The 18,101-nt window shown below is 69.6% G+C and carries 18 protein-coding genes and 1 pseudogene; 9 read left to right on the forward strand and 10 right to left on the reverse strand.

The window, feature by feature from the left end:
* Nucleotides 1-30: 30 nt before the first annotated feature.
* Nucleotides 31-699: a glycoside hydrolase family 11 protein gene (locus ACI2L1_RS23295; protein ID WP_404741268.1), complete on the forward strand. Its 669-nt coding sequence runs from the start codon at nt 31-33 to the stop codon at nt 697-699.
* Nucleotides 699-1,373, forward strand: coding sequence for a polysaccharide deacetylase family protein (locus ACI2L1_RS23300; RefSeq protein ID WP_404741269.1), 675 nt, complete (start codon nt 699-701; stop codon nt 1,371-1,373). Before ACI2L1_RS23295 ends, ACI2L1_RS23300 begins: the two co-directional genes overlap by 1 nt.
* Nucleotides 1,374-1,536: 163 nt before the next feature.
* Here ACI2L1_RS23300 and ACI2L1_RS23305 read toward each other — a convergent pair whose 3' ends face one another.
* From ACI2L1_RS23305 to ACI2L1_RS23320, 4 genes are read right to left on the reverse strand one after another with little or no spacing between them, the layout of a single operon-like run.
* Nucleotides 1,537-2,133, reverse strand: a complete 597-nt coding sequence (locus tag ACI2L1_RS23305) for a GTP-binding protein (RefSeq protein WP_404741270.1) — start codon at nt 2,131-2,133, stop codon at nt 1,537-1,539.
* Nucleotides 2,114-2,497, reverse strand: coding sequence for a DUF742 domain-containing protein (locus ACI2L1_RS23310; RefSeq protein ID WP_404741271.1), 384 nt, complete (start codon nt 2,495-2,497; stop codon nt 2,114-2,116). Before ACI2L1_RS23310 ends, ACI2L1_RS23305 begins: the two co-directional genes overlap by 20 nt.
* Before the next feature lie 8 nt (nt 2,498-2,505).
* Nucleotides 2,506-2,940, reverse strand: coding sequence for a roadblock/LC7 domain-containing protein (locus ACI2L1_RS23315; RefSeq protein ID WP_404741272.1), 435 nt, complete (start codon nt 2,938-2,940; stop codon nt 2,506-2,508).
* 2 nt (nt 2,941-2,942) lie between these two features.
* Nucleotides 2,943-5,378, reverse strand: coding sequence for a nitrate- and nitrite sensing domain-containing protein (locus ACI2L1_RS23320; protein ID WP_404741273.1), 2,436 nt, complete (start codon nt 5,376-5,378; stop codon nt 2,943-2,945).
* 335 nt (nt 5,379-5,713) lie between these two features.
* On the opposite strand from ACI2L1_RS23320, the gene ACI2L1_RS23325 reads away from it, so the two are divergent.
* Nucleotides 5,714-6,643: an N-acetylmuramoyl-L-alanine amidase gene (locus ACI2L1_RS23325; RefSeq protein ID WP_404741274.1), complete on the forward strand. Its 930-nt coding sequence runs from the start codon at nt 5,714-5,716 to the stop codon at nt 6,641-6,643.
* 375 nt (nt 6,644-7,018) lie between these two features.
* On the forward strand, nt 7,019-8,506 hold the full coding sequence (locus ACI2L1_RS23330) for a serine/threonine-protein kinase (RefSeq protein ID WP_404741275.1): 1,488 nt from the start codon (nt 7,019-7,021) through the stop codon (nt 8,504-8,506).
* A 6-nt stretch (nt 8,507-8,512) separates the two neighbouring features.
* On the opposite strand, the gene ACI2L1_RS23335 is transcribed toward ACI2L1_RS23330, so the two are convergent.
* Together ACI2L1_RS23335 and ACI2L1_RS23340 are read right to left on the reverse strand one after the other, a co-directional pair.
* Nucleotides 8,513-8,689 (reverse strand): hypothetical protein, encoded by a 177-nt coding sequence (locus ACI2L1_RS23335; protein ID WP_404741276.1) that lies wholly within the window; start codon nt 8,687-8,689, stop codon nt 8,513-8,515.
* Nucleotides 8,690-8,869: 180 nt separating this feature from the next.
* On the reverse strand, nt 8,870-9,070 hold the full coding sequence (locus ACI2L1_RS23340; protein WP_404741277.1) for a hypothetical protein: 201 nt from the start codon (nt 9,068-9,070) through the stop codon (nt 8,870-8,872).
* 84 nt (nt 9,071-9,154) lie between these two features.
* On the opposite strand from ACI2L1_RS23340, the gene ACI2L1_RS23345 reads away from it, so the two are divergent.
* Together ACI2L1_RS23345 and ACI2L1_RS23350 are read left to right on the forward strand one after the other, a co-directional pair.
* Nucleotides 9,155-9,988 carry a Scr1 family TA system antitoxin-like transcriptional regulator gene (locus ACI2L1_RS23345; protein ID WP_404741278.1) on the forward strand — a complete coding sequence of 278 codons (834 nt, stop codon included), beginning with the start codon at nt 9,155-9,157 and terminating at the stop codon, nt 9,986-9,988.
* A pseudogene (locus ACI2L1_RS23350) lies at nt 9,985-10,092 on the forward strand (DUF397 domain-containing protein); the annotation flags it as partial. The gene ACI2L1_RS23345 and the pseudogene ACI2L1_RS23350, both read left to right, overlap by 4 nt.
* Here the strand turns inward: ACI2L1_RS23350 and ACI2L1_RS23355 are convergent.
* Nucleotides 10,060-11,298 carry an MFS transporter gene (locus tag ACI2L1_RS23355; RefSeq protein WP_404741279.1) on the reverse strand — a complete coding sequence of 413 codons (1,239 nt, stop codon included), beginning with the start codon at nt 11,296-11,298 and terminating at the stop codon, nt 10,060-10,062. The pseudogene ACI2L1_RS23350 and the gene ACI2L1_RS23355 sit on opposite strands and share 33 nt — an antisense overlap.
* Before the next feature lie 72 nt (nt 11,299-11,370).
* Here ACI2L1_RS23355 and ACI2L1_RS23360 point away from each other — a divergent pair, with 72 nt between their 5' ends.
* Both ACI2L1_RS23360 and ACI2L1_RS23365 read left to right on the forward strand, forming a co-directional pair.
* Nucleotides 11,371-12,372, forward strand: a complete 1,002-nt coding sequence (locus tag ACI2L1_RS23360; protein WP_404741280.1) for a winged helix-turn-helix domain-containing protein — start codon at nt 11,371-11,373, stop codon at nt 12,370-12,372.
* 19 nt (nt 12,373-12,391) lie between these two features.
* Nucleotides 12,392-12,895: a glutathione peroxidase gene (locus tag ACI2L1_RS23365; protein WP_404741281.1), complete on the forward strand. Its 504-nt coding sequence runs from the start codon at nt 12,392-12,394 to the stop codon at nt 12,893-12,895.
* Nucleotides 12,896-13,195: 300 nt separating this feature from the next.
* Here the strand turns inward: ACI2L1_RS23365 and ACI2L1_RS23370 are convergent, their stop codons facing one another.
* The 3 genes from ACI2L1_RS23370 to ACI2L1_RS23380 form a co-directional block, all read right to left on the reverse strand.
* Nucleotides 13,196-13,387 carry a DUF397 domain-containing protein gene (locus tag ACI2L1_RS23370; protein WP_069763889.1) on the reverse strand — a complete coding sequence of 64 codons (192 nt, stop codon included), beginning with the start codon at nt 13,385-13,387 and terminating at the stop codon, nt 13,196-13,198.
* Nucleotides 13,388-13,576: 189 nt separating this feature from the next.
* The gene (locus ACI2L1_RS23375; RefSeq protein WP_404741282.1) at nt 13,577-14,446 is read right to left on the reverse strand and encodes a helix-turn-helix domain-containing protein; all 870 of its coding nucleotides are present in this window, start codon (nt 14,444-14,446) and stop codon (nt 13,577-13,579) included.
* A 326-nt stretch (nt 14,447-14,772) separates the two neighbouring features.
* Entirely contained in the window at nt 14,773-15,528 is a 756-nt protein-coding gene (locus ACI2L1_RS23380) for a GPP34 family phosphoprotein (RefSeq protein ID WP_028808344.1), read from the reverse strand.
* A gap of 235 nt (nt 15,529-15,763) precedes the next feature.
* On the opposite strand from ACI2L1_RS23380, the gene ACI2L1_RS23385 reads away from it, so the two are divergent.
* The gene (locus tag ACI2L1_RS23385; RefSeq protein WP_404741283.1) at nt 15,764-18,091 is read left to right on the forward strand and encodes a D-alanyl-D-alanine carboxypeptidase; all 2,328 of its coding nucleotides are present in this window, start codon (nt 15,764-15,766) and stop codon (nt 18,089-18,091) included.
* Nucleotides 18,092-18,101: the final 10 nt, after the last annotated feature.

Consider the following 18,101-nt stretch of genomic DNA (forward strand, 5'->3'; position numbering starts at 1 on the left):
CTTGACAGGGGCAGACCAAAACTGTGGGGCATGACTGACACACCCGCACACCCGACGCGCCGCAGCGTCTGCGGCCTCCTGCTGGCCACCGGAGCCACCCTGGCCCTGCCCGGCACCGCCGAGGCGGCCACGGTCATCACCACCAACCAGACCGGGACCAACAACGGGTACTACTACTCGTTCTGGACGGACGCCCAGGGCACGGTCTCCATGACCCTGAACTCCGGCGGCAACTACAGCACTTCATGGCGCAACACAGGCAACTTCGTGGCCGGCAAGGGCTGGAGCACCGGCTCCCGCAGGACCGTGAGCTACTCCGGCAGCTTCAGCCCGTCCGGCAACGCCTATTTGGCCCTCTACGGCTGGACGTCGAGTCCGCTCGTGGAGTACTACGTCGTCGACAACTGGGGCACCTACCGGCCCACCGGAACGTACAAGGGCACCGTCACCAGCGACGGGGGGACGTACGACATCTACCAGACCACCCGCTACAACGCCCCGTCCGTGGAAGGCACCAAGACCTTCAACCAGTACTGGAGCGTGCGGCAGTCCAAGCGGACCGGCGGCACCATCACCACCGGCAACCACTTCGACGCCTGGGCCCGGGCCGGCATGCCGATGGGCAGCTTCAAGTACTACATGATCCTCGCGACCGAGGGTTACCAGAGCAGCGGCAGCTCTAACATCACGGTGGCCTGATGAGGACCCGGGCGCACCTTCCGTTGCTGGCCGCCGCCGCTCTGGCCGCCGCCGGCACCCTCACCGTCCCCGCCGCCGCTGCCCCTGCGCAGGCCGCCGCCTGCTCCGGATACGTCGGACTCACCTTCGACGACGGCCCCGGAGGCAACACCACCACCCTGCTCAACCTGCTCAAGCAGTACGGCCTCAGGGCCACCATGTTCAACACGGGTCAGAACGCCGCCGCCTACCCGGCGCTGGTCAGGGCCCAGGTCAGCGCGGGGATGTGGGTCGGCAACCACAGCTACACCCACCCGCATCTGACCCAGCAGAGCCAGGCCACGATCGACTCGGAGATCTCCCGCACCCAGCAGGCCATCGCGAGCGCGGGCGGCGGCACACCGAAGCTGTTCCGGCCGCCGTACGGCGAGACCAACGCGACGGTGAAAGCCGTCGAGGCCAAGTACGGCCTGACCGAGGTCCTGTGGCAGGTCGACTCGCAGGACTGGAACAACGCCAGCACCGACGCGATCGTCGCGGCGGCCGGCCGGCTCACCAACGGCCAGGTCATCCTCATGCACGACTGGCCGGCCAACACCCGCGCGGCGATCCCCCGGATCGCGCAGACGCTGGCCGCCAAGGGGCTGTGCTCCGGCGCGATCTCCCCGACGACCGGCCGTGCGGTGGCCCCGTGAGGGCACCCGCCTGACGGTGTCATCGGACTCTGGACCCCTGACCCCTGACCCCGGACCCCGGGCCCCGGGCCTCTCGGCCTCAGCAGCTCGGACGACCTGCTGAGGCCGGACGGCGGACACGGGGACGGACGAGGGGGCGTGCGAAGGGCCGGGCAGCGCTCTCTCAGGTCGCCGCCATCACCACGATGAGGTGTTCGACGAGCGCGAGCAGCACGTCGCGGCCGACCTCCCGTTGCCTCATGTCGCCCATCACCAAGGGGACTTCGGGTCCGAGGGTCAGTGCGTCGCGGACCTCCTGCTCGCTGCTGTCGGCGTGGCCGTGGAAGCAGTTGACGCCGATGGCGAAGGGAATGCCGCGGCTCTCGAAGAAGTCGATGGACGCGAAGCTGCTCTCCAGGCGCCGGGTGTCGGCCAGCACGATCGCGCCGAGAGCGCCCTGCACCAGGTCGTTCCACATGAACCAGAACCGCTCCTGGCCCGGTGTCCCGAAGAGGTAGACCACCAGCTGGGGGTTGACCGTGATACGGCCGAAGTCCATCGCCACCGTGGTGGTCGACTTGTCCTCCACCCCGTCCACGTCGTCGATGCCTTCGCCGGCGACGGTCAGATACTCCTCGGTGCGCAGCGGCGTCACTTCACTGACGGCCCCGACCAGGGTCGTCTTGCCCACGCCGAAGCCGCCGGCCACAAGGATCTTGACGGCCGCGGGTGGGGCGCCGCGGCGCACACCGACGGCCGGCTCAGAGTCTGCGAAGACCATCTCTCACCGCTCTTAGCAGGGACATATCCGATTCGTTTCCCGCCGCCATGGCGATCGGTGCCCGGGTGGTGACCTGGCCCCGGGCGACCAGGTCGTCGATGAGGATCTTCGTCACCGACACCGGGAGGTTCAGTTCGGCGGCGACCTCCGCCACGGCCGCCGAGCCCTCGCACTGCCGGATGATCGAGAGGTGCTCGGGCTGCAGGCCCCGGGAGGCGGCCCGGCCCACCGCCGGTTCCACGGTCGTGACGAGGGTGATCAGCGTGAGGTCGTCGCGGGAGGGAGCCGTACGGCCCTGGGTGATCGTGTAGGGGCGGACGGAGAGTTCCTCCGGGTCACCCGCGCCTGCCTCCAGGTCGTCCATCCAGTGGCTCACTCACGTACACCGCCCTCAAGGCTCACCGACGCGACCCGCGCCTCGGCACCCAGGTGCCGGCCCACCTGCTGCATGAGGGTGTGCATGGCCAGGGCCAGCACTTCGGCCTCCACCTCCTGGGACGCCACGACGGCCAGATGCGTCCCCTCCCCCGCGGCGGAGATGAACAGCCACAGGTCGGCCATCTCGACGATGACCTGCTGCACCGGGCCACCGTTGAACAGCTTCCCGGCGCCGCGGGCCAGGCTCTGCTGCCCCGTGGCGACGGCGGCCAAGCGCTCGGCGTCCCGGCGCGCGATGGAACGGGACTGGCTCACCACCAGCCCGTCGTCCGACAGCACGATCGCGTGCTGCGTGCCGGCGACCTGTTCGACCAGGCCATCCAGCAACCAGTCGAGATCCTGATGTGTGGCGGTCGTTCGCTGTGTCATGGTCAGTCTTCCGTAGGTGTCCGTCTGCGATACGGCAGGACCTCGGGGCGGTCCTGCTCTCCGGCTCCGTCGCCCGCTGCGTCGGCGCGGTCCGTGGGAGTGGCACCGTCCGTCGTGGCCGAGGGCGCGGTGAGGGTGGTGCCTCCCCGGGCCAGCCGGGACTGGCGCTGGAAGGCTCCGATCGTCGCGCCGGAGCGGGCGGGCCCGCCGTTGCGCCGCGGCGACCGCTCCGCCTCCGGAGCGGACCGGACATCCGCGTCCGGATCCCGTAGTTCGTCGACGAGGCTGGCCATGCGCACCCGTTTGGGCAGCGGCCTGGTGCGGGGCAGTCCGCGCGCCGGCGCGTCGGTGGTGCGGTGGGCCACCCGCCCGGCCCGCTCATGCGCAGGGACGTCGGCGGGCGGCGTCCCACCGCGCGTCCCGTTGCCGGAACCGGAGCTCATGGCGAACGCGGCGGTGCGCGGGGGATACGGGGGCGGCGGGCCCGCCACGGTCTGCGGCGTCCGCTCGGTCATCTGCTCCGCTGTCTGCTCCGGCGGCACGGGCGGGTGGGGAACGCCGACGGGCGCGGGCGGCGCTGCGGCCTCGTCGATGACGAGTTCCTCGGGGATGAGGACGACCACCCGGGTCCCGCCGAACGACGAGGGCCGCAACTCCACCTGGAGACCGAGGCCCTGGGCCAGCCGCGCCACCACGTACAGGCCCAGCCGGACGTCCTCGGCGTGCGACAGGACGTCCATGCGAGGGGGATCGGCCATCAGCCGGTTCGCCTCCTCGTACTCCCCTGACGTCATCCCCATGCCGCGGTCCTCGATCTCCACGGCGAGCCCGCGGCCCACCCGGGACGCGTACACCTCCACGGGAGTCGGCGGCTTCGAGAACGCCACCGCGTTCTCCATCAGCTCGGCCAGCACATGGACCACCAGACCCACCGCGCGCTCCGTCAGCCAGAACCGGCCCGCCACCTCGATCTGGATGCGCCGGTAGTCCTGGACCTCGCTCTGCGCCGAGCGCAGCACGTCCACCATCAACACCGGTTTGCGCCAACGCCGTTGCGGCTGGCCGCCGCCCAGGATGACCAGGTTCTCCTCGTACCGCCGCAGCCGGGCCGTCAGGTGGTCGAGGTCGAACAGCCCCTCCAGCACCTCGGGGTCCTCGTGCCGGCGCTCCAGCTCGCTGAGCTTCTTCATCTGCAGGCCGATCAGCAGCTGCGTCCGGCGGGCGATGCGCTGGAGCAGCTTCTCGAATCCGCGGAACTGCCCCACCTGGGTGATCGTGGTGTCCAGCGCACTGCGCCGGGCGAGGTTCAACGCCTGTCCCAGCTGGCCCAGTTCGTCGGCGCTGTGCTGGATCGGAGGCAGCTCGGCGTCGGGATCGACCGCCTCGCCGCGCCGCATGCGCTCCACCACGTCCGGCATCCGCGTCTGCAGGTCCAGAGCCGCCTGACGCAGCGCGAAGATCCGCCGCCGCAGCATCCGGGTGAGCAGCGTGCTGATCACGACGACCAGGACCACGGCACCCGCGTCCAGGGCGCTGATGAGGATCAACTTGGTCCGCATCGCGTTCAGTTCGTCATTGATGTCGACGATGAGGTCGTCCCAGTACGCCCGGTTGAACCCCTGGAGCGGGCCGGTGACCTGGCCGATGCTGTCGCTCCACTTCTTGGCGAGCGCGGGCGAGACGGTGCCGGCGTCGGACGAGGCGCCGTGCAGGATGTCCTGCTCGATCGAGGTCTTCTGCTGCCAGGCGCTGCCGGCCATCAACTTCTTGTAGAGCGCCGACTGGTTCGCGGGCATGCCGGGCACGACCTTGTTGTCGTAGATGAACTTCTGGGAGCCCACCCACTCGGCCAGTTGGCCGCGTTCGTCGTCGGACAGCTTCGCCGTCGCACCGGCACGAGTGACGACGGCGCTCTCGCGCGAGATCATCTCCATGCCCCAGAGCGAGTCGTTGGCCGGCCGGATGCGGTAGTCGATCTCGGCCATGCCCAGGTAGCTCATCGACGAGAACAGCTGAAGGTCGGTGGCGACGAGGCCGGAGTAGGCGTCGAACGCCTGCTGCTGGGAGGCGGTTCCGCGGTCGACGGCTTCCCGGTAGCCGTCCAGCTTCGCCAGGCTCTGGATCACCCGGCCGACATCGCGGCTGATGTCTGCCGGGCCCGTCCACCCGCCCTCGGTGAGTGCCTGGACCTTCTCCACCGCCGCGTCGGTGCGTACGCGCTGCGCCGCCAGTTGGGCCCGGTACTTCTCGGGGTCGGCCAGCGCCGCGCCGGTGACGCGCCGTTCTTCCTGCAGGTTGTAGAAGACGACCACGACCAGGACCGAGGACTCCTGCGAGGAGTCGCTGCGCTCCTTCTGCTGCCGCCAGTCGGTGTACAGCTGGACGGAGGTCGTCGACCACAGGGCGACGAGGGCCACACAGGGCACCAACGCCAGCACCAACAGGGCTGTACGCAACGACAGTTGCCGACCGCCGCCCTTCGTCGTCCGGTCTGGCTTTCTCGACGCGCGCGCGTGCACTGCCACGAATGTCCCCAGCGTGCTCAGAGTGACGGTCGGGATACGGACCGCTCAACGAGCCGAAATGATACCGCTCATAGAGAATATGTGAATATGTACAGAGAAGATCGTTTAAGTAGTTGACCGAGCATCAGGTTACTGTCTGCTCGCGCCGCTTGAGCGCTAAGTTCGGCACCGCGACCGTTTTGATGCGAAAACGCGTTTGAACTCGTTGTGATGCGTACTTGTTGCGCCGATCCGAGAGGACCGCAGCCATGGCCACTCCCCTGTCCGCCGCGAAGATGCTCGCCGCGCTGAAGGCCGAAGGCCTCACCGTGCACGAGCACACCGGCTGGAAGACCCACAACCGCGAGGCGGCGACCGGGAAGTCCTTCGGTCCCGTCATCGGTGTGCTGATCCACCACACCGGCGGCCACGACGACAAGGAGCTCTGCTTCAAGGGCAGAACCGGTCTGCCCGGACCGCTGTGCCACGCCTGGCTCGGCAAGACCGCCGGTCTGTGGACGATCGGCAACGGCCGTGCCAACCACGCCGGTTACGCCGACATCGATGTCCTGAACGCGATCCGCGAGGAGAAGCCGCTCCCGCACGACGACGCCGCCGGGGCCGACGGCAACGACTGTCTGTACGGCCTGGAGATCGAGAACCGCGGCAAGGGCGGCGACCCCTACCCGGACGCGCAGTACCGGCAGGCCGTGCTGTGGGCGGCGGCGATCTGCCGGGCGCACGGCTGGAGCGAGAAGTCCGTCGCCGGGCACAAGGAGGTACAGCCCGGGAAGATCGACCCGAGCTTCGACATGGACGACTTCCGGGCCGACGTGAAGAGGCAGCTGGCCGTCAAGCCGGGGAAGACGGAGCCGACCAAGCCGACCACCCGCCCGGCGGGCAAGCCGCGCGTCGACCTCTCCCGCCTCGTCACGGCCGCGAGGACCGACCCCGGCGCCAAGCAGGGCCACGTCAGCTATATGACGGGCACCAACCTCACCGAGGCCGCCCTCGTCGAACTCGGCTACCTCTCCCGGACCTACTCGGGCGACGGCTCCTTCGGCACCACCACCGTCGCCGCCTACGCGAAGTGGCAGCACCACCTCGGCTACACCGGCGACGACGCCAACGGCATCCCCGGCAAGATCTCCCTGGACAGGCTGGGCGAGAAGACGGGGCTGTTCACGGTCGTGGCCTGAACGCACCACGCGGACCCGGCACTTCCACGCATCGAGGTACCGGGTCCGCTTGTCGTCACCTATGACCCGGCCGCTGCTTGGCCTGTCGGACAGTCCAGGAACGAGTCCGTCGCCGGCACGGCCAGGCTCCGCTACGACACCCCGGAGCAGCGCTACGCACCGCCCGAGCTGAAGAGGCTTCGACAGCCGACCGGGATCCACATCGAGCCGATCCCCGACCATCCGGTCACCCGCCGCCCCACCACACCCCTTGTGCTACCCGGAGAACGCACCCCGACCGACCCGGCCCGCCAGCCCTCGTGACGTCGCCGGAGCTCGTCTCCTTATCTGCGGTTGTTCCGGAAGTGAGGGCTCTCGCTCGGGCATGATGCCTGCATGGTGTCGGGGGGAGAGCCGGAGGCGGTCGCGGCCGAGGGACGGTTGATCGGGGGACGGTACCGGCTGGCCGAGCGACTCGGGTCGGGCGGCATGGGCACGGTGTGGGCCGGACTCGATCAGCTCGTCGGGCGGGAGGTCGCCGTGAAGGAGGCCGTCACACAGGGGCCGTCGCGCGTCGAGCGGATCCTGCGCGAGGCGCGCGCCGCGGCCCGCGTGAACCATCCGGCGGTGGTGACCGTCCACGACGTGGTGATGGAGGACGGTCACCCCTGGATCGTCATGGAGCGGGTCCACGGCGAGTCCCTCGCGGCGCTGCTCGACCGCGTGGGCACGCTGCCCGAGCACGAGGCGGCGCGCATCGCGCTGCACGTGCTGGAGGCGCTCACCGCCGCCCACGCCCGCGGCGTCCTGCACCGCGACGTCAAGCCGGGGAACGTGTTGCTCGACACCGACGGCAGAGTGGTCCTCACGGACTTCGGCATCGCGTACATCGCGGGAGAGACGACCCTGACCCGCTCGGGCGAGTTCGTGGGCTCGCTCGCCTACACCTCCCCCGAGCGGATGGGCGGTGACCGCCCCGGCCCCTCCTCCGACCTGTGGTCGCTCGGAGTGCTCCTGTTCCAGATGGTGGAGGGGTTCTCGCCGTTCCAGCGGGACTCGGTGGAAGGCACGGTCGGCGCGGTGCTCACCGCGCCGGTCCCACCGGTGCGGCGGGCGGCCGCTCTGGGGCCGGTCATCGCCGGGCTGTTGACCAAGGCGCCCGCCACCCGGCCCGCGGTAGGCCGGGTGGCCGAAGTTCTCCGTACGACGTCGACGTCGACGTCGGCCAGGACCGGTCCGACGGTCTCCTCCGCCCTCGGTCGCGCCAGGCGGCGGTGGCTGTGGCCGGGAGCCGTCGCGGGGGTCGCCGCCGCCCTGACCGCCGTACTCCTGACGCTCGACGATTCCTCGGACGGCGGCAACCAGGCGGCGGACGCCGGTACTTCGGCGGCCTCACCCTCCGTACGCTCGTCCGCCTCTCCCACCCACACGGCCGCTACGGGGTACCAGTGGGTCCAGGAAGACGAGTTCGGCCTGGAAGTGCCGGCCGGGTGGCAGCGGCACGCCAAGAACGCCGACGGGCAGTACCGGTACACGAAGGGGTCGTACGAGATCGTGGTCGTGCCCGGGAGGGACAGGGCGACGGCGGGCGAGAATCCGGTGGACTACCAGCGGGAAGTGGAGCCCGAGTTGCAGCCCTACCGGGACTCGTCGTGGGCGACCAGCTTCGGTATCCGTCTGATCGAAGCCGGTGGGAAGGTCATGGCCGAGGGGCAGTTCACCTGGGAGACCGAAAAGGGACGCCCGGTGTACGTGCACAACCTCGCTCTCCGCTCCGGCGGGCGCTACCACATCGTCCTTGTGTCGGGGCCGGAGAGCGAGCGGGACGTGGTGGAGCGGTTCTACGCGCGGGCGGCGGCGACGTACAGACTCACGGACGTTTGAGCGGGCTCAGATGGCCTGTGAGTCCCCTCTGACAGCTTCCGCGGACTTACGGGCCCGGGCCGCGTCCTGCTCGGCGTCGGCCGCGTCGTAGCACTTCGCGGCCTGGAGCCAAGCGTCATAAGCCGGTCGCTGGTTGCCGGACTTCTCGTAGAAGGTAGCGGCGGTCGAGAGAACTCGGGCCATCAAGCGGCCCTCCCCTGCATCGGCGAAGGCCTGGATCGCGCTTCTCAACTCCTTTGTTCCGGGGTGTGCTTCGCCCATCACCAAAAGCAGCGCGCCAAGCCGGTGCCAAGCCTCACCGACGGATCAGACGGACTCCGAAGGGTCCAGCCGCCGCGTCCGGACTGACGTCGGCCAAAGCCGTCACTCTCGACGGCAGTTCACGTTGGGCCGCTGGAGCGCCGGCAGGACGTCCGAGTTGAGCAGGATCCGTTTACAGCCGAGGGGACAGTCCGGCCATGCCTTGCGGATGCAGCGGGTCAACAGCTCGATGGAGCGGTACAGGTCGCCGAATGGCCGAGCGGCCACCGGAGAGGCGGCGACGTTGGCACGGCTCCCCTGCACACACAGCACGCTGCCGACCCGTACAGATTCCCTGTACGGGTGAACACGGGTGAACGTACGGCCTCAGATGGGGAGTTCATCGGCATGAGCAACAGGAGCCGCAGTGCGCGGGGCAGGAAGAACGCGTCTGCCGTGAAGCTGGTCGGGAGTCTCGTCGGCGTGTTCCGGCGGGCCAAGGGGCTGACCCAACGGGAACTCGCCGAGGCGGTGGGTGTGGACGAGGAGACGATCGCTTCCGTCGAGCAGGGCAGACGGACCCTCAAGGAGGACGTGGCGGAGTTGCTGGACCAACTCCTCGACACCAAGGGGGCGTTGTCCGTCGCGCTCCGGCACCTGCCCGAGGTCGACCTGTTCCCGCGGTGGGCGGAGGGCTACATCGACCTGGAACGGGAGGCGTTGGCGCTGTCCTGGTACGACAACCAGGTGCTGCCGGGTCTGCTCCAGACTCCGGCGTACGCCCGGGCGGTGTTCCTCCACGAGGTGCCCGCCCTCACCGAGGAGGAGATCGATCAGCGGGTCGCGGCGCGGATGGAGCGCCAGGAGATCCTCCAGCGCAAGGGACCGCCGACCGTCAGCTTCGTCATCTCCGAGGTGACCGTGATGGACCGCCTCGGAGGTGACGCGGTGTACGCGGAGCAGCTGCGCCGCCTGCGCGAGTGGGCCGATCTTCCGGCCGTGACCCTCCAGATCATGCCGGTCGGCCGGGACTTCCACGCTGGGCTCTCGGGTCCTTTCATCCTCGTCGAGACGGCAGATCACCAGCGCGTCGGCTACGTCGAAGGCCAGCTCCACGGGAGGTTGATCACCGACCCGGACAACGTCTCTGTGCTGGAACGCAAGTATGCGATGCTGCGGTCACAGGCTCTCAACCCGCAGGAGTCCAAGCGCCTGTTGGACCGTTTGCTAGGAGACCAATGAGCAGCGCACTTCAGTGGTTCAAGTCGAGCTACAGCAGCGAGCAGGGCGGCGCATGCCTCGAAGTCGCCGCCTCACCCGGCACCGTCCACGTCCGCGACTCCAAGGACACCAGCGGACCCACGCTCACCGTCCGCCCCGACACCTGGACGTCGTTCCTCGCGCTTGCCCAGCGCTGAGAGTGTCATCGTCACCGTGACCGACAACGCCGCCATCAGCATCATCGCCGTTGCCGACGAGGTCAGTTGGGCCAGGGTGCCCGCGAGGAGTGCGCCGAGGCCCTGGAGGACGACCATGCCGGTGGAGTGCAACCCGAGGGCCTGACCCGCGAGTTCGTCGGGGGTGAGGGACATCAGGCGTTCCTGGAGGACCAGCGAGGCGGCGAAGCCGACGGAGGCCACCGTGGCGGCCATGACCGACAGCGCCACCCCGGGTCGTAGGACGAAGAACAGATAGGGCACCGCGAGGAGCAGGCGCAGCGGGGTCGCGAGACGGGGGCGCAGCGCGGGCGGGACCAGACGGCCCACCGTCAGGTCGCCGACGAACATGCCCAGCGCCCCGCACGCGTACATCGTGCCGGCGGCCGAGGGGGCGTAGGAGACGTAGAGCGAGTCGCTGCCGACCACCAGGCCGTTGGGGACCCACAGGCCGAGGTACACCAGGCGGCGGGGGCGGGAGGACCACAGGAGGGCGTTGGTGTGCCAGGTCGCGGAGAGGGAGGGGCGGCCGGTGGCGCGCGGTGGGCGGGGGGCGAGGCCCAGGCGGGTGACGAGGGCCGACAGCACGTACATCGCGGCCGTGAGGAGGAGACAGGTCCGTGGGGACAGGAGTGCCAGCAGGGCGCCGCCGGTCGCGAACCCGGTGATCTGCACCAGGCCCCAGAGCATGTTGAAGACCGAACGGCCCAGGACGTAACCGTCCTTGGGCAGGATCTCGTTCATCAGTCCGCCGCGCACTCCGCCGCCCAGCGACGCGACCAGGCCCTGCAGGAGCAGTACGACGAAGACCGCCCAGACCGGCAGTCCGGGCAGCGCCAGCACCGCCGTACCGGCCGCGAAGGCGAGGGAGATCACCGTCAGGATCGCGCGTGGGGGCAGGCGGTCGGCACCGGAGAGCAGGAACGCTGCTCCCAGTAACTGCGCCAGCTGAGGTCCGAACATGCTCACCGCCGACAGGAGCGGGGAGCCGGTGGCCCGGTAGACCAGGGTGCCGAGGGCCAGGCCGCCGATCGTCTGGGCCGCGGCGTAGGCGGCGAAGGAGAGCAGGAACGAGGGGTACTCAGGGGTGCGGAACAGGGTCCGGTAGCTGCGCATGGACGGAGTCTTCGAGCGGTCGGCGGGTGACGGTTAGTCTTTCGCGCGTCCGCGAAACGACCGGGGGTGTTCATGGGGTGGTGGATGCTCAACGCCGACACCCTGGTCCGCAGCCGGTTCGTCGTCTGTCCGTTCACCGAGACCTTCGCGACCCTGCGGCTGCTGCACACCGGCACCGCCGCCCACCCCGGCGAGGAGGCCTGGCTCCGTGCCCATCTGCCCGGCTACCGCGCCCGCCTCGCGGCCGACCCGGTGACCGCGCTGCTCGTGCGCTCCGCGATGGGCACGTCCTGGATCGCCGACTTCCTCGCGCCCCTGCCCCGGGACGGGACGCCCCTGGAGGAGACGCTGGCCCGCATCCGGGCGACCGACCCGGCCGAGGCCCGCGCGAACGTCCGGGTCTCCCTGCGCGGCGCGCTCCCCGCCGCCCTGGAGCGGGACGACCTCCCGGAGCGGGCGGCCGAGCTCCTCGCGTACGTCTGGACGCAGACCGTACGGCCGTACTGGGACCGTCGGCGGCGCATCCTGGAGGCCGACGTGGTGGCCAGGACCGCGCAGGTGAGCCGGGGCGGCTGGGCGACCGTCATCGACTCCCTGACCCCGGGCCAGACCCGCTGGCTCGGCGACAACCGGCTCCAGGTGAACCGGCACGAGCGCCCGCCCCGCGAGATCTCCGGCGCCGAACTCGTCTTCGTCCCGGTCACCCCGGGGCGCGGCTGGGCGACCTGGGAGGAGCCGACGCGGTACGCCATCGTCTACGGCTGCACGGGCGCCCTCGCCGACCCGGGCGCCCGGAGTGTGCCCGCGAGCCTCGGCACGCTGCTCGGCGCCGGGCGGGCCCGGGTGTTCGTCCTCCTGGACTCCCCGCTGAGCACCAGCCAGCTCGTTGCCGTCACCGGTCAGGGGCTGGGGTCGGTGGGGCGGCATCTGCGGGTGCTGCTGGACGCGGGGCTCGTGGAGCGACGGCGGGCCGGGCGGTCGGTGCTGTATGTGCGTACGGCGGCCGGGGAGGTGCTGGTGGAGGCCTCCGGGGGCGGTACCGGTGAACGGGAGCCGGAACCGGGAGTTCGCTGAGCGGAGTTAGCATCCGCTCATGACGACTGCAGATGGTTCCTCTCCCCTGGACGTCGAGATCGGGGCCCTCACGGGCGGCTCCGCCGACCTCTCCCAGTACGCCGGCAAGGCCGTCCTCATCGTGAACGTCGCTTCCAAGTGCGGTCTGACCCCGCAGTACAACGGCCTGGAGAAGCTCCAGGAGCGGTACGCGGAGCGGGGCTTCACCGTGCTCGGCGTGCCCTGCAACCAGTTCCTCGGGCAGGAGCCCGGCAGCGCCGAGGAGATCGCCGAGTTCTGCTCGGCGACGTACGGCGTGACCTTTCCGCTGACCGAGAAGGTCGAGGTGAACGGGGAGGGGCGGCATGCGCTGTACGAGCGGCTCGTCGATGTGGCGGACGCCGAGGGGCACAGCGGGGACATCCGCTGGAACTTCGAGAAGTTCCTGATCGGTCGGGACGGGGCGGTTGTGGCGCGGTTCTCGCCGCAGACGGAGCCGGAGTCTGACGCGGTCGTAGCCGCGGTGGAGGGTGTGCTGGCGTAGTAGGGCGGGTGCGGGTGCGTTGTGGCTGGTCGCGCAGTTCCCCGCGCCCCTGAGTGGGTGCAGTCAAAGGATGCCTGGCAGCACCCACCTTTTCAGGGGCGCGGGGAACTGCGCGATCCCCCACCGACCCGCACCCGACACACAACCCCCCGGCCACAGCGCCGCAGGCAAACGCCGAGCCCCCTCGGCAAGGACGGCGATCTGGTCGAGAGGGCTCTGGGTGGTGCTTGTGCTGTTGTCGCGAGCAGTTGTGGTGTGCAGTTGTGGGTGAACGGGACGGGGATCAGACCGGTCCGCCCCTCACACCTTGACCGAGGCCACGAAGGCACTCCACGCGTCGGCGGGGAAGGCCAGCTTGGGACCCTCGGGGATCTTGGTGTCGCCGAGTTCGAGTGCTTCCTCTTCGGTCGACCTCACCATCAGGCACGCCCCGTTGGCGTTGGTGTAGGTGGAGGTCGTCCATGTGTCCAGGTTGCCCAGACGAATTGCCATATTCGCTCCGTAGCCAGTTGCGCAGTGTGCGGATTCCGCCAACCTTTATTGATCGTTGGCGTGATCGACGCTACTCGCCGACTTCCTCTTTCGGAGCAGCCATTCACTCTTCTGGTGGCATATTCCAGGGGAGTCTTCCAGACGGGCGTGGCCGGGGTGTACTATCCGGCCCGCCCTGTCCGGAAGGGCTCAACGGGCGTATTCCCGGGCGTACTCCTTGGCGAGGTCCTCGATCAGCTGACGCGACTGGTCGACGTTGAGCGCCTGGGCCCTCAAGTGCTCGTACATCACGGTGTACTTCTGCACGTCGTGCGCCTTCTCCAGGTACAGGTCGCTGGTGACGCCCTCGATGTAGACGACACTGGAGTCCGCCGCGTCCGAGAACTCCAGGATGGAGTACTGGCCGCTGAGACCGGGGTGGGCGCCGACGTCGAACGGCAGCACCTGCACGGTGATATGGGGCTGCTGGGACATCTCGACGAGGTACTCCAGCTGCTCGCGCATGATCTGCCGGCCGCCGACGACCCGGCGCAGACACGCCTCGTCCAGAACCACCCACAGCCGCAGGGGGTCCCGCTCGGCGGCGACCCGGCTCTGCCGTCGCAGCCGCACCTCGACGCGCTTGTCGTTCTCGGTGTCCGTCGCCTCGGGTGCGCCGCCGCGCACGATGGCCTCGGCGTACGGCCGGGTCTGCAACAGGCCGGTGATGATCTGGGGTTCGTACACTCTCAGCGACTCCGCGTCGGTCTCCAGACCGATGTAGACGCTGTACGGGATGTCCCCGAAGGCATGCCACCAGCCCTGCTGGCGCGAGTCCTTGGCCATCTGCATCAGGGACTCGACGATGCGCTGGTCCTCGACGTCGTACACCCCGCACAGGTCACGGACGTCGCGCTGGCTGATGCTGCGCCGGCCGTTCTCCAGCCGGCTGATCTTCGACTGCGACACCAGCAGGCGTTCGGCGACTTCCTCGGCCGTCATGCCCTTGAGCTCGCGGAGCCTGCGCAGCTCCTGGCCCAGCCGGCGCCGCCTGACGGTGGGATTGACATTGGACGCCACGGGACGTGCACCTCCGGCTGCGTGCCTCGTACTTGACTTTGCGTATCTGCTGTTGAGCAGACTGCCACCAAGGTGCTTATTACCGCTGGGAAACGGTGTATATGCGCCGCGTTCACGTCAGTTGGAGACGTCCTGACCCGATCGGGCCCGTCCTGGCTCGAACATGCGGCCGCGCGGGGCGGCGGAACCGGCGACGCCCGCGGTACGGACGTACGGTTCCGTCGCCCCGCGCGGACCAGCGGCTCCCGAACCGGTCTTGGGACTGACGGTGCGGCGCTGTGGCGGTGCGGGTGGTGCTGTCGTTCTCGGTGCCGTGGGACTGCGGCTCAGTGGGCCACGGCGCGCGCCATCGGTCCTCGGCGCGGTTGCATCGGAACACCACGAGCGGGTTCCGGCGCGGGCCTGGCTCCCGGGGCGGCCTGACGGCCGGCGGGCGCCGGGCTACGGCGTGGCTGTGCGGCCACCCCGTTCTGGACGTCCATCACGGCGTGCGCGACGAGTCCGCCCATCGGGTCGTGCCTGATCAGGTCCCGCAGCCGGGAGCGCGAGGACCGTCCCTCGTTGCCCGGGTACAGGTGCTTGCCGAGGCCTACCGCGTGTGCCAGGGCGGCGAGCGCCGCGGTCCGCGGGTCCGGCGGTACGCCGGTGCGGATCGCCGAGTCCAGTCGGGACCTGATCTCCCGGCTGATCTCGTTGTCCGTCGCCTGGTAGCGGGTGGTCGGCAGCACTCCGCACATCTGACCCGCCACGGCATGCACCATGCCGCACCGCTCCAGATGCGAGAGGTAGGTCTGGCGGAGCCCCAGTCGCGGCCCGCCGATCCAGTTCACTGCCCGCACGGGAGCGCCACGCCTTCGCAGCAACTCCAACGCGCAGTCCAAAGTTGGATCTCCAGTCGGCCGTGGGGCCACCACGGCGATACGATCCCCGTCTGGGGCTATACGTCCGGCCAGCGCCAGCTCTACTAGCTGCGCTCCGGCCAGACCGAGGTCGAGCGACTGCGGCTGTGCGGTGGTGCCCGTGGTCGGGTCCAACGCCAGCAGCAGAAGCTCCTCCGGAAGTGTTCTGCGGCTCCTGCCCATCCATGCCTCCCCGCGTGGATGAAAGACAGGGTGACCCCTCTCACATTGGTCTGTCGAGGGTGCGTGACCTGTTTGTAGTGGAACCGGTAGCTATGTCGTTCTCGTCTACCGGTTGGGGCAAGCCCGCACACAGGACACTGGTACATGGTTCGGACAGCGTGGTGTGGCGGTTGCCCGGGCGGCGAATCAACGGTTCGGCAGACGCACGGAGACGGATACCGATCACGTGCGGCACATGGAGGAGGCATCGGTGGCGGGCGAGTCCCCCGACAGGTCGAAGCAGCGCGAGTCGTCGGCAGAACCGACGTCGGGGAGCGCGAGTCCGGTTCCCGAGGCGAGGGGTTCGGCTCCCGATCCCCGGCTGGCGGTGGCACGGGAGTCCATCTCCCTCGGAGGCGTGGACACGGCCACGAAGGTGTTCTCGGTACGAGAACTGCCGACCGCGGCCAAGAACGCCGACGATCCGGAGGAGACGGCCGCGCCCGAGGACTCGGACGACTCCGACGAGCGCGACGAGCCGGCTACGGCGGGTGACGCACGGCTCCGGGACGCGGTGGCGGCGTGGGTGGCCACGGCGGACGAGCCGGAGAAGGGTGCCGAGGATGACTCCGGGAAGCCCGAGAACGCCCCTGACAGCGACGCCGGCGACACGGAGACCCCCGCGGCCCCGGAGGCCGACAGCGAGCCGGAGACGGCCGCTGAGGCCGACGCGACACCGGAGAGCGACGCCCCCGAAACAGCCGTAGACGACGAGGCGGACCTTCCCGACACCGGCGACTCCGACCCCCCAGAGGCGCGGGGAACTGCGCGACCAACCCCCACCGACCCGCAGACGCACGACGACGGCGAACCCCCCGCCGACAAACCCGACGCAGCCGACACCGGCACCCCGGACTCCCCAGGGGCGCGGGGAACTGCGCGACCAACCCCCACCGACCCGCAGACGCACGACGACGAGGAACCCCCCGTCGACCAGCCCACCGCCGTGTTCAAGGCACCACGGCCCCCGGTGGACCAGCCGACCACCATGCTGAAGCTCGGCAAGGCGGCCGCGGCCGCGGCGGAGCCCAAGGAGCCCAAGGAGCCCAAGGGGCCCAAGGAGTCCAAGGGGCCCAAGGAGTCCACGACCCCCAAGACGCCCCCCAGGCCGGAGGCCGTCGCCGAGGCCGAGCGGACGAGCAAGTTCGTCGCGCTGAAGCCCCTCGACGAGCCCCGGCCGAAGCCGGACGCGACCGCGGTCGTACCCCAGGTAGGCCCGGAGCGGACCACACAGCAGCCCCTGCCGCCGAAGCCGCCCCTCGACCTGCTCGCGGAGCTCACCAACACTCCGCCACCCCCGCCCAGCCCCCTGCGCACCCTCGGCCGACGGGTCAAGATCTGGACGCCGCTCCTGATCCTCCTGGTCGTCGTGTTTGCGATCGTGCAGTCCGTACGCTCCCTCCCGAACCCCACGCTCAGCCTCACCGCCGAGGACTCCTACAGCTTCGACGGCAGCAAGGCCACCCTCCCGTGGCCCACCCAGGGCCAGGGCTGGATGGACGTCAACGGCATCGGCACGATGGGCGACTTCGGCAAGCAGACCCCCGTCGCGATCGGCTCCGTGGCCAAGGCCATGACCGCCTACATCGTCCTGAAGGACCACCCCCTCAAGTCCGGCGAGGAGGGCGCGAAGATCACCGTCGACGAGCTCGCCGAGAAGGAGGGCGGCTACAACAAGGAGGGCGAGTCCACCCTCAGCACCGTCAAGAAGGACGACGTCCTCACCGAGAAGCAGGCGATCTCGGCGATCATGATCCCCTCCGCCAACAACATCGCCCGGCTGCTCGCCCGCTGGGACGCGGGTTCCGAAGCGGCGTTCATCAAGAAGATGAACGACACCGCCAAGGAACTCGGCATGACGAACACGACGTACACCGACGCCTCGGGCCTGAAGGAGACCACCGTCTCCACCGCCGAGGACCAGGTGAAGCTCGGGAACGAACTGGTGAAGATCCCGGCCCTGATGGAGATCACGTCCATGGGGCAGTGGGTCGATCCGTCCGGGCAGAAGTACTACAACTACAACTATCTGGTCCCCTCCAACGGCGCGATCGGCATCAAGACCGGCACCACCACCGCGGCCGGCGGCAACCTCCTCTTCGCGGCCCGCAAGGAGGTCGGCGGTGAGACCGTCACCGTCGTCGGCGCGATCCTCGGCCAGCACAAGGCGCCGATCATCCAGACCGTCAACGACGTCAGCAAGACCGCGATGCTCGCCGCTCAGGACGCCCTGGCCTCGGCGAAGATCCTCAAGAAGGGCGACGTCGTCGGCTACGTGGACGACGGGCTCGGCGGTCACACCCCCGTGGTGCTCACCAAGGACGTCACCGCCGTCGGCTGGGCCGGCCTGAAGGTGAAGCTGTCCTTCGCCGCCGACGACGTACCGCACACCGCGAAGGCCGGAACCAAGGTCGGCACCCTCACCGTCGGTGACGGCAACGGCGGTGCGGTCGAGGTACCGGTCACCCTGCAGAAGGATCTGACCGAACCGGGCTTCACCGACAAGCTGACCCGCGTCAGCTGAGCAGGACACG

The organism is Streptomyces sp. NPDC019531, from assembly GCF_044903305.1.
Lineage (GTDB): Bacteria > Actinomycetota > Actinomycetes > Streptomycetales > Streptomycetaceae > Streptomyces.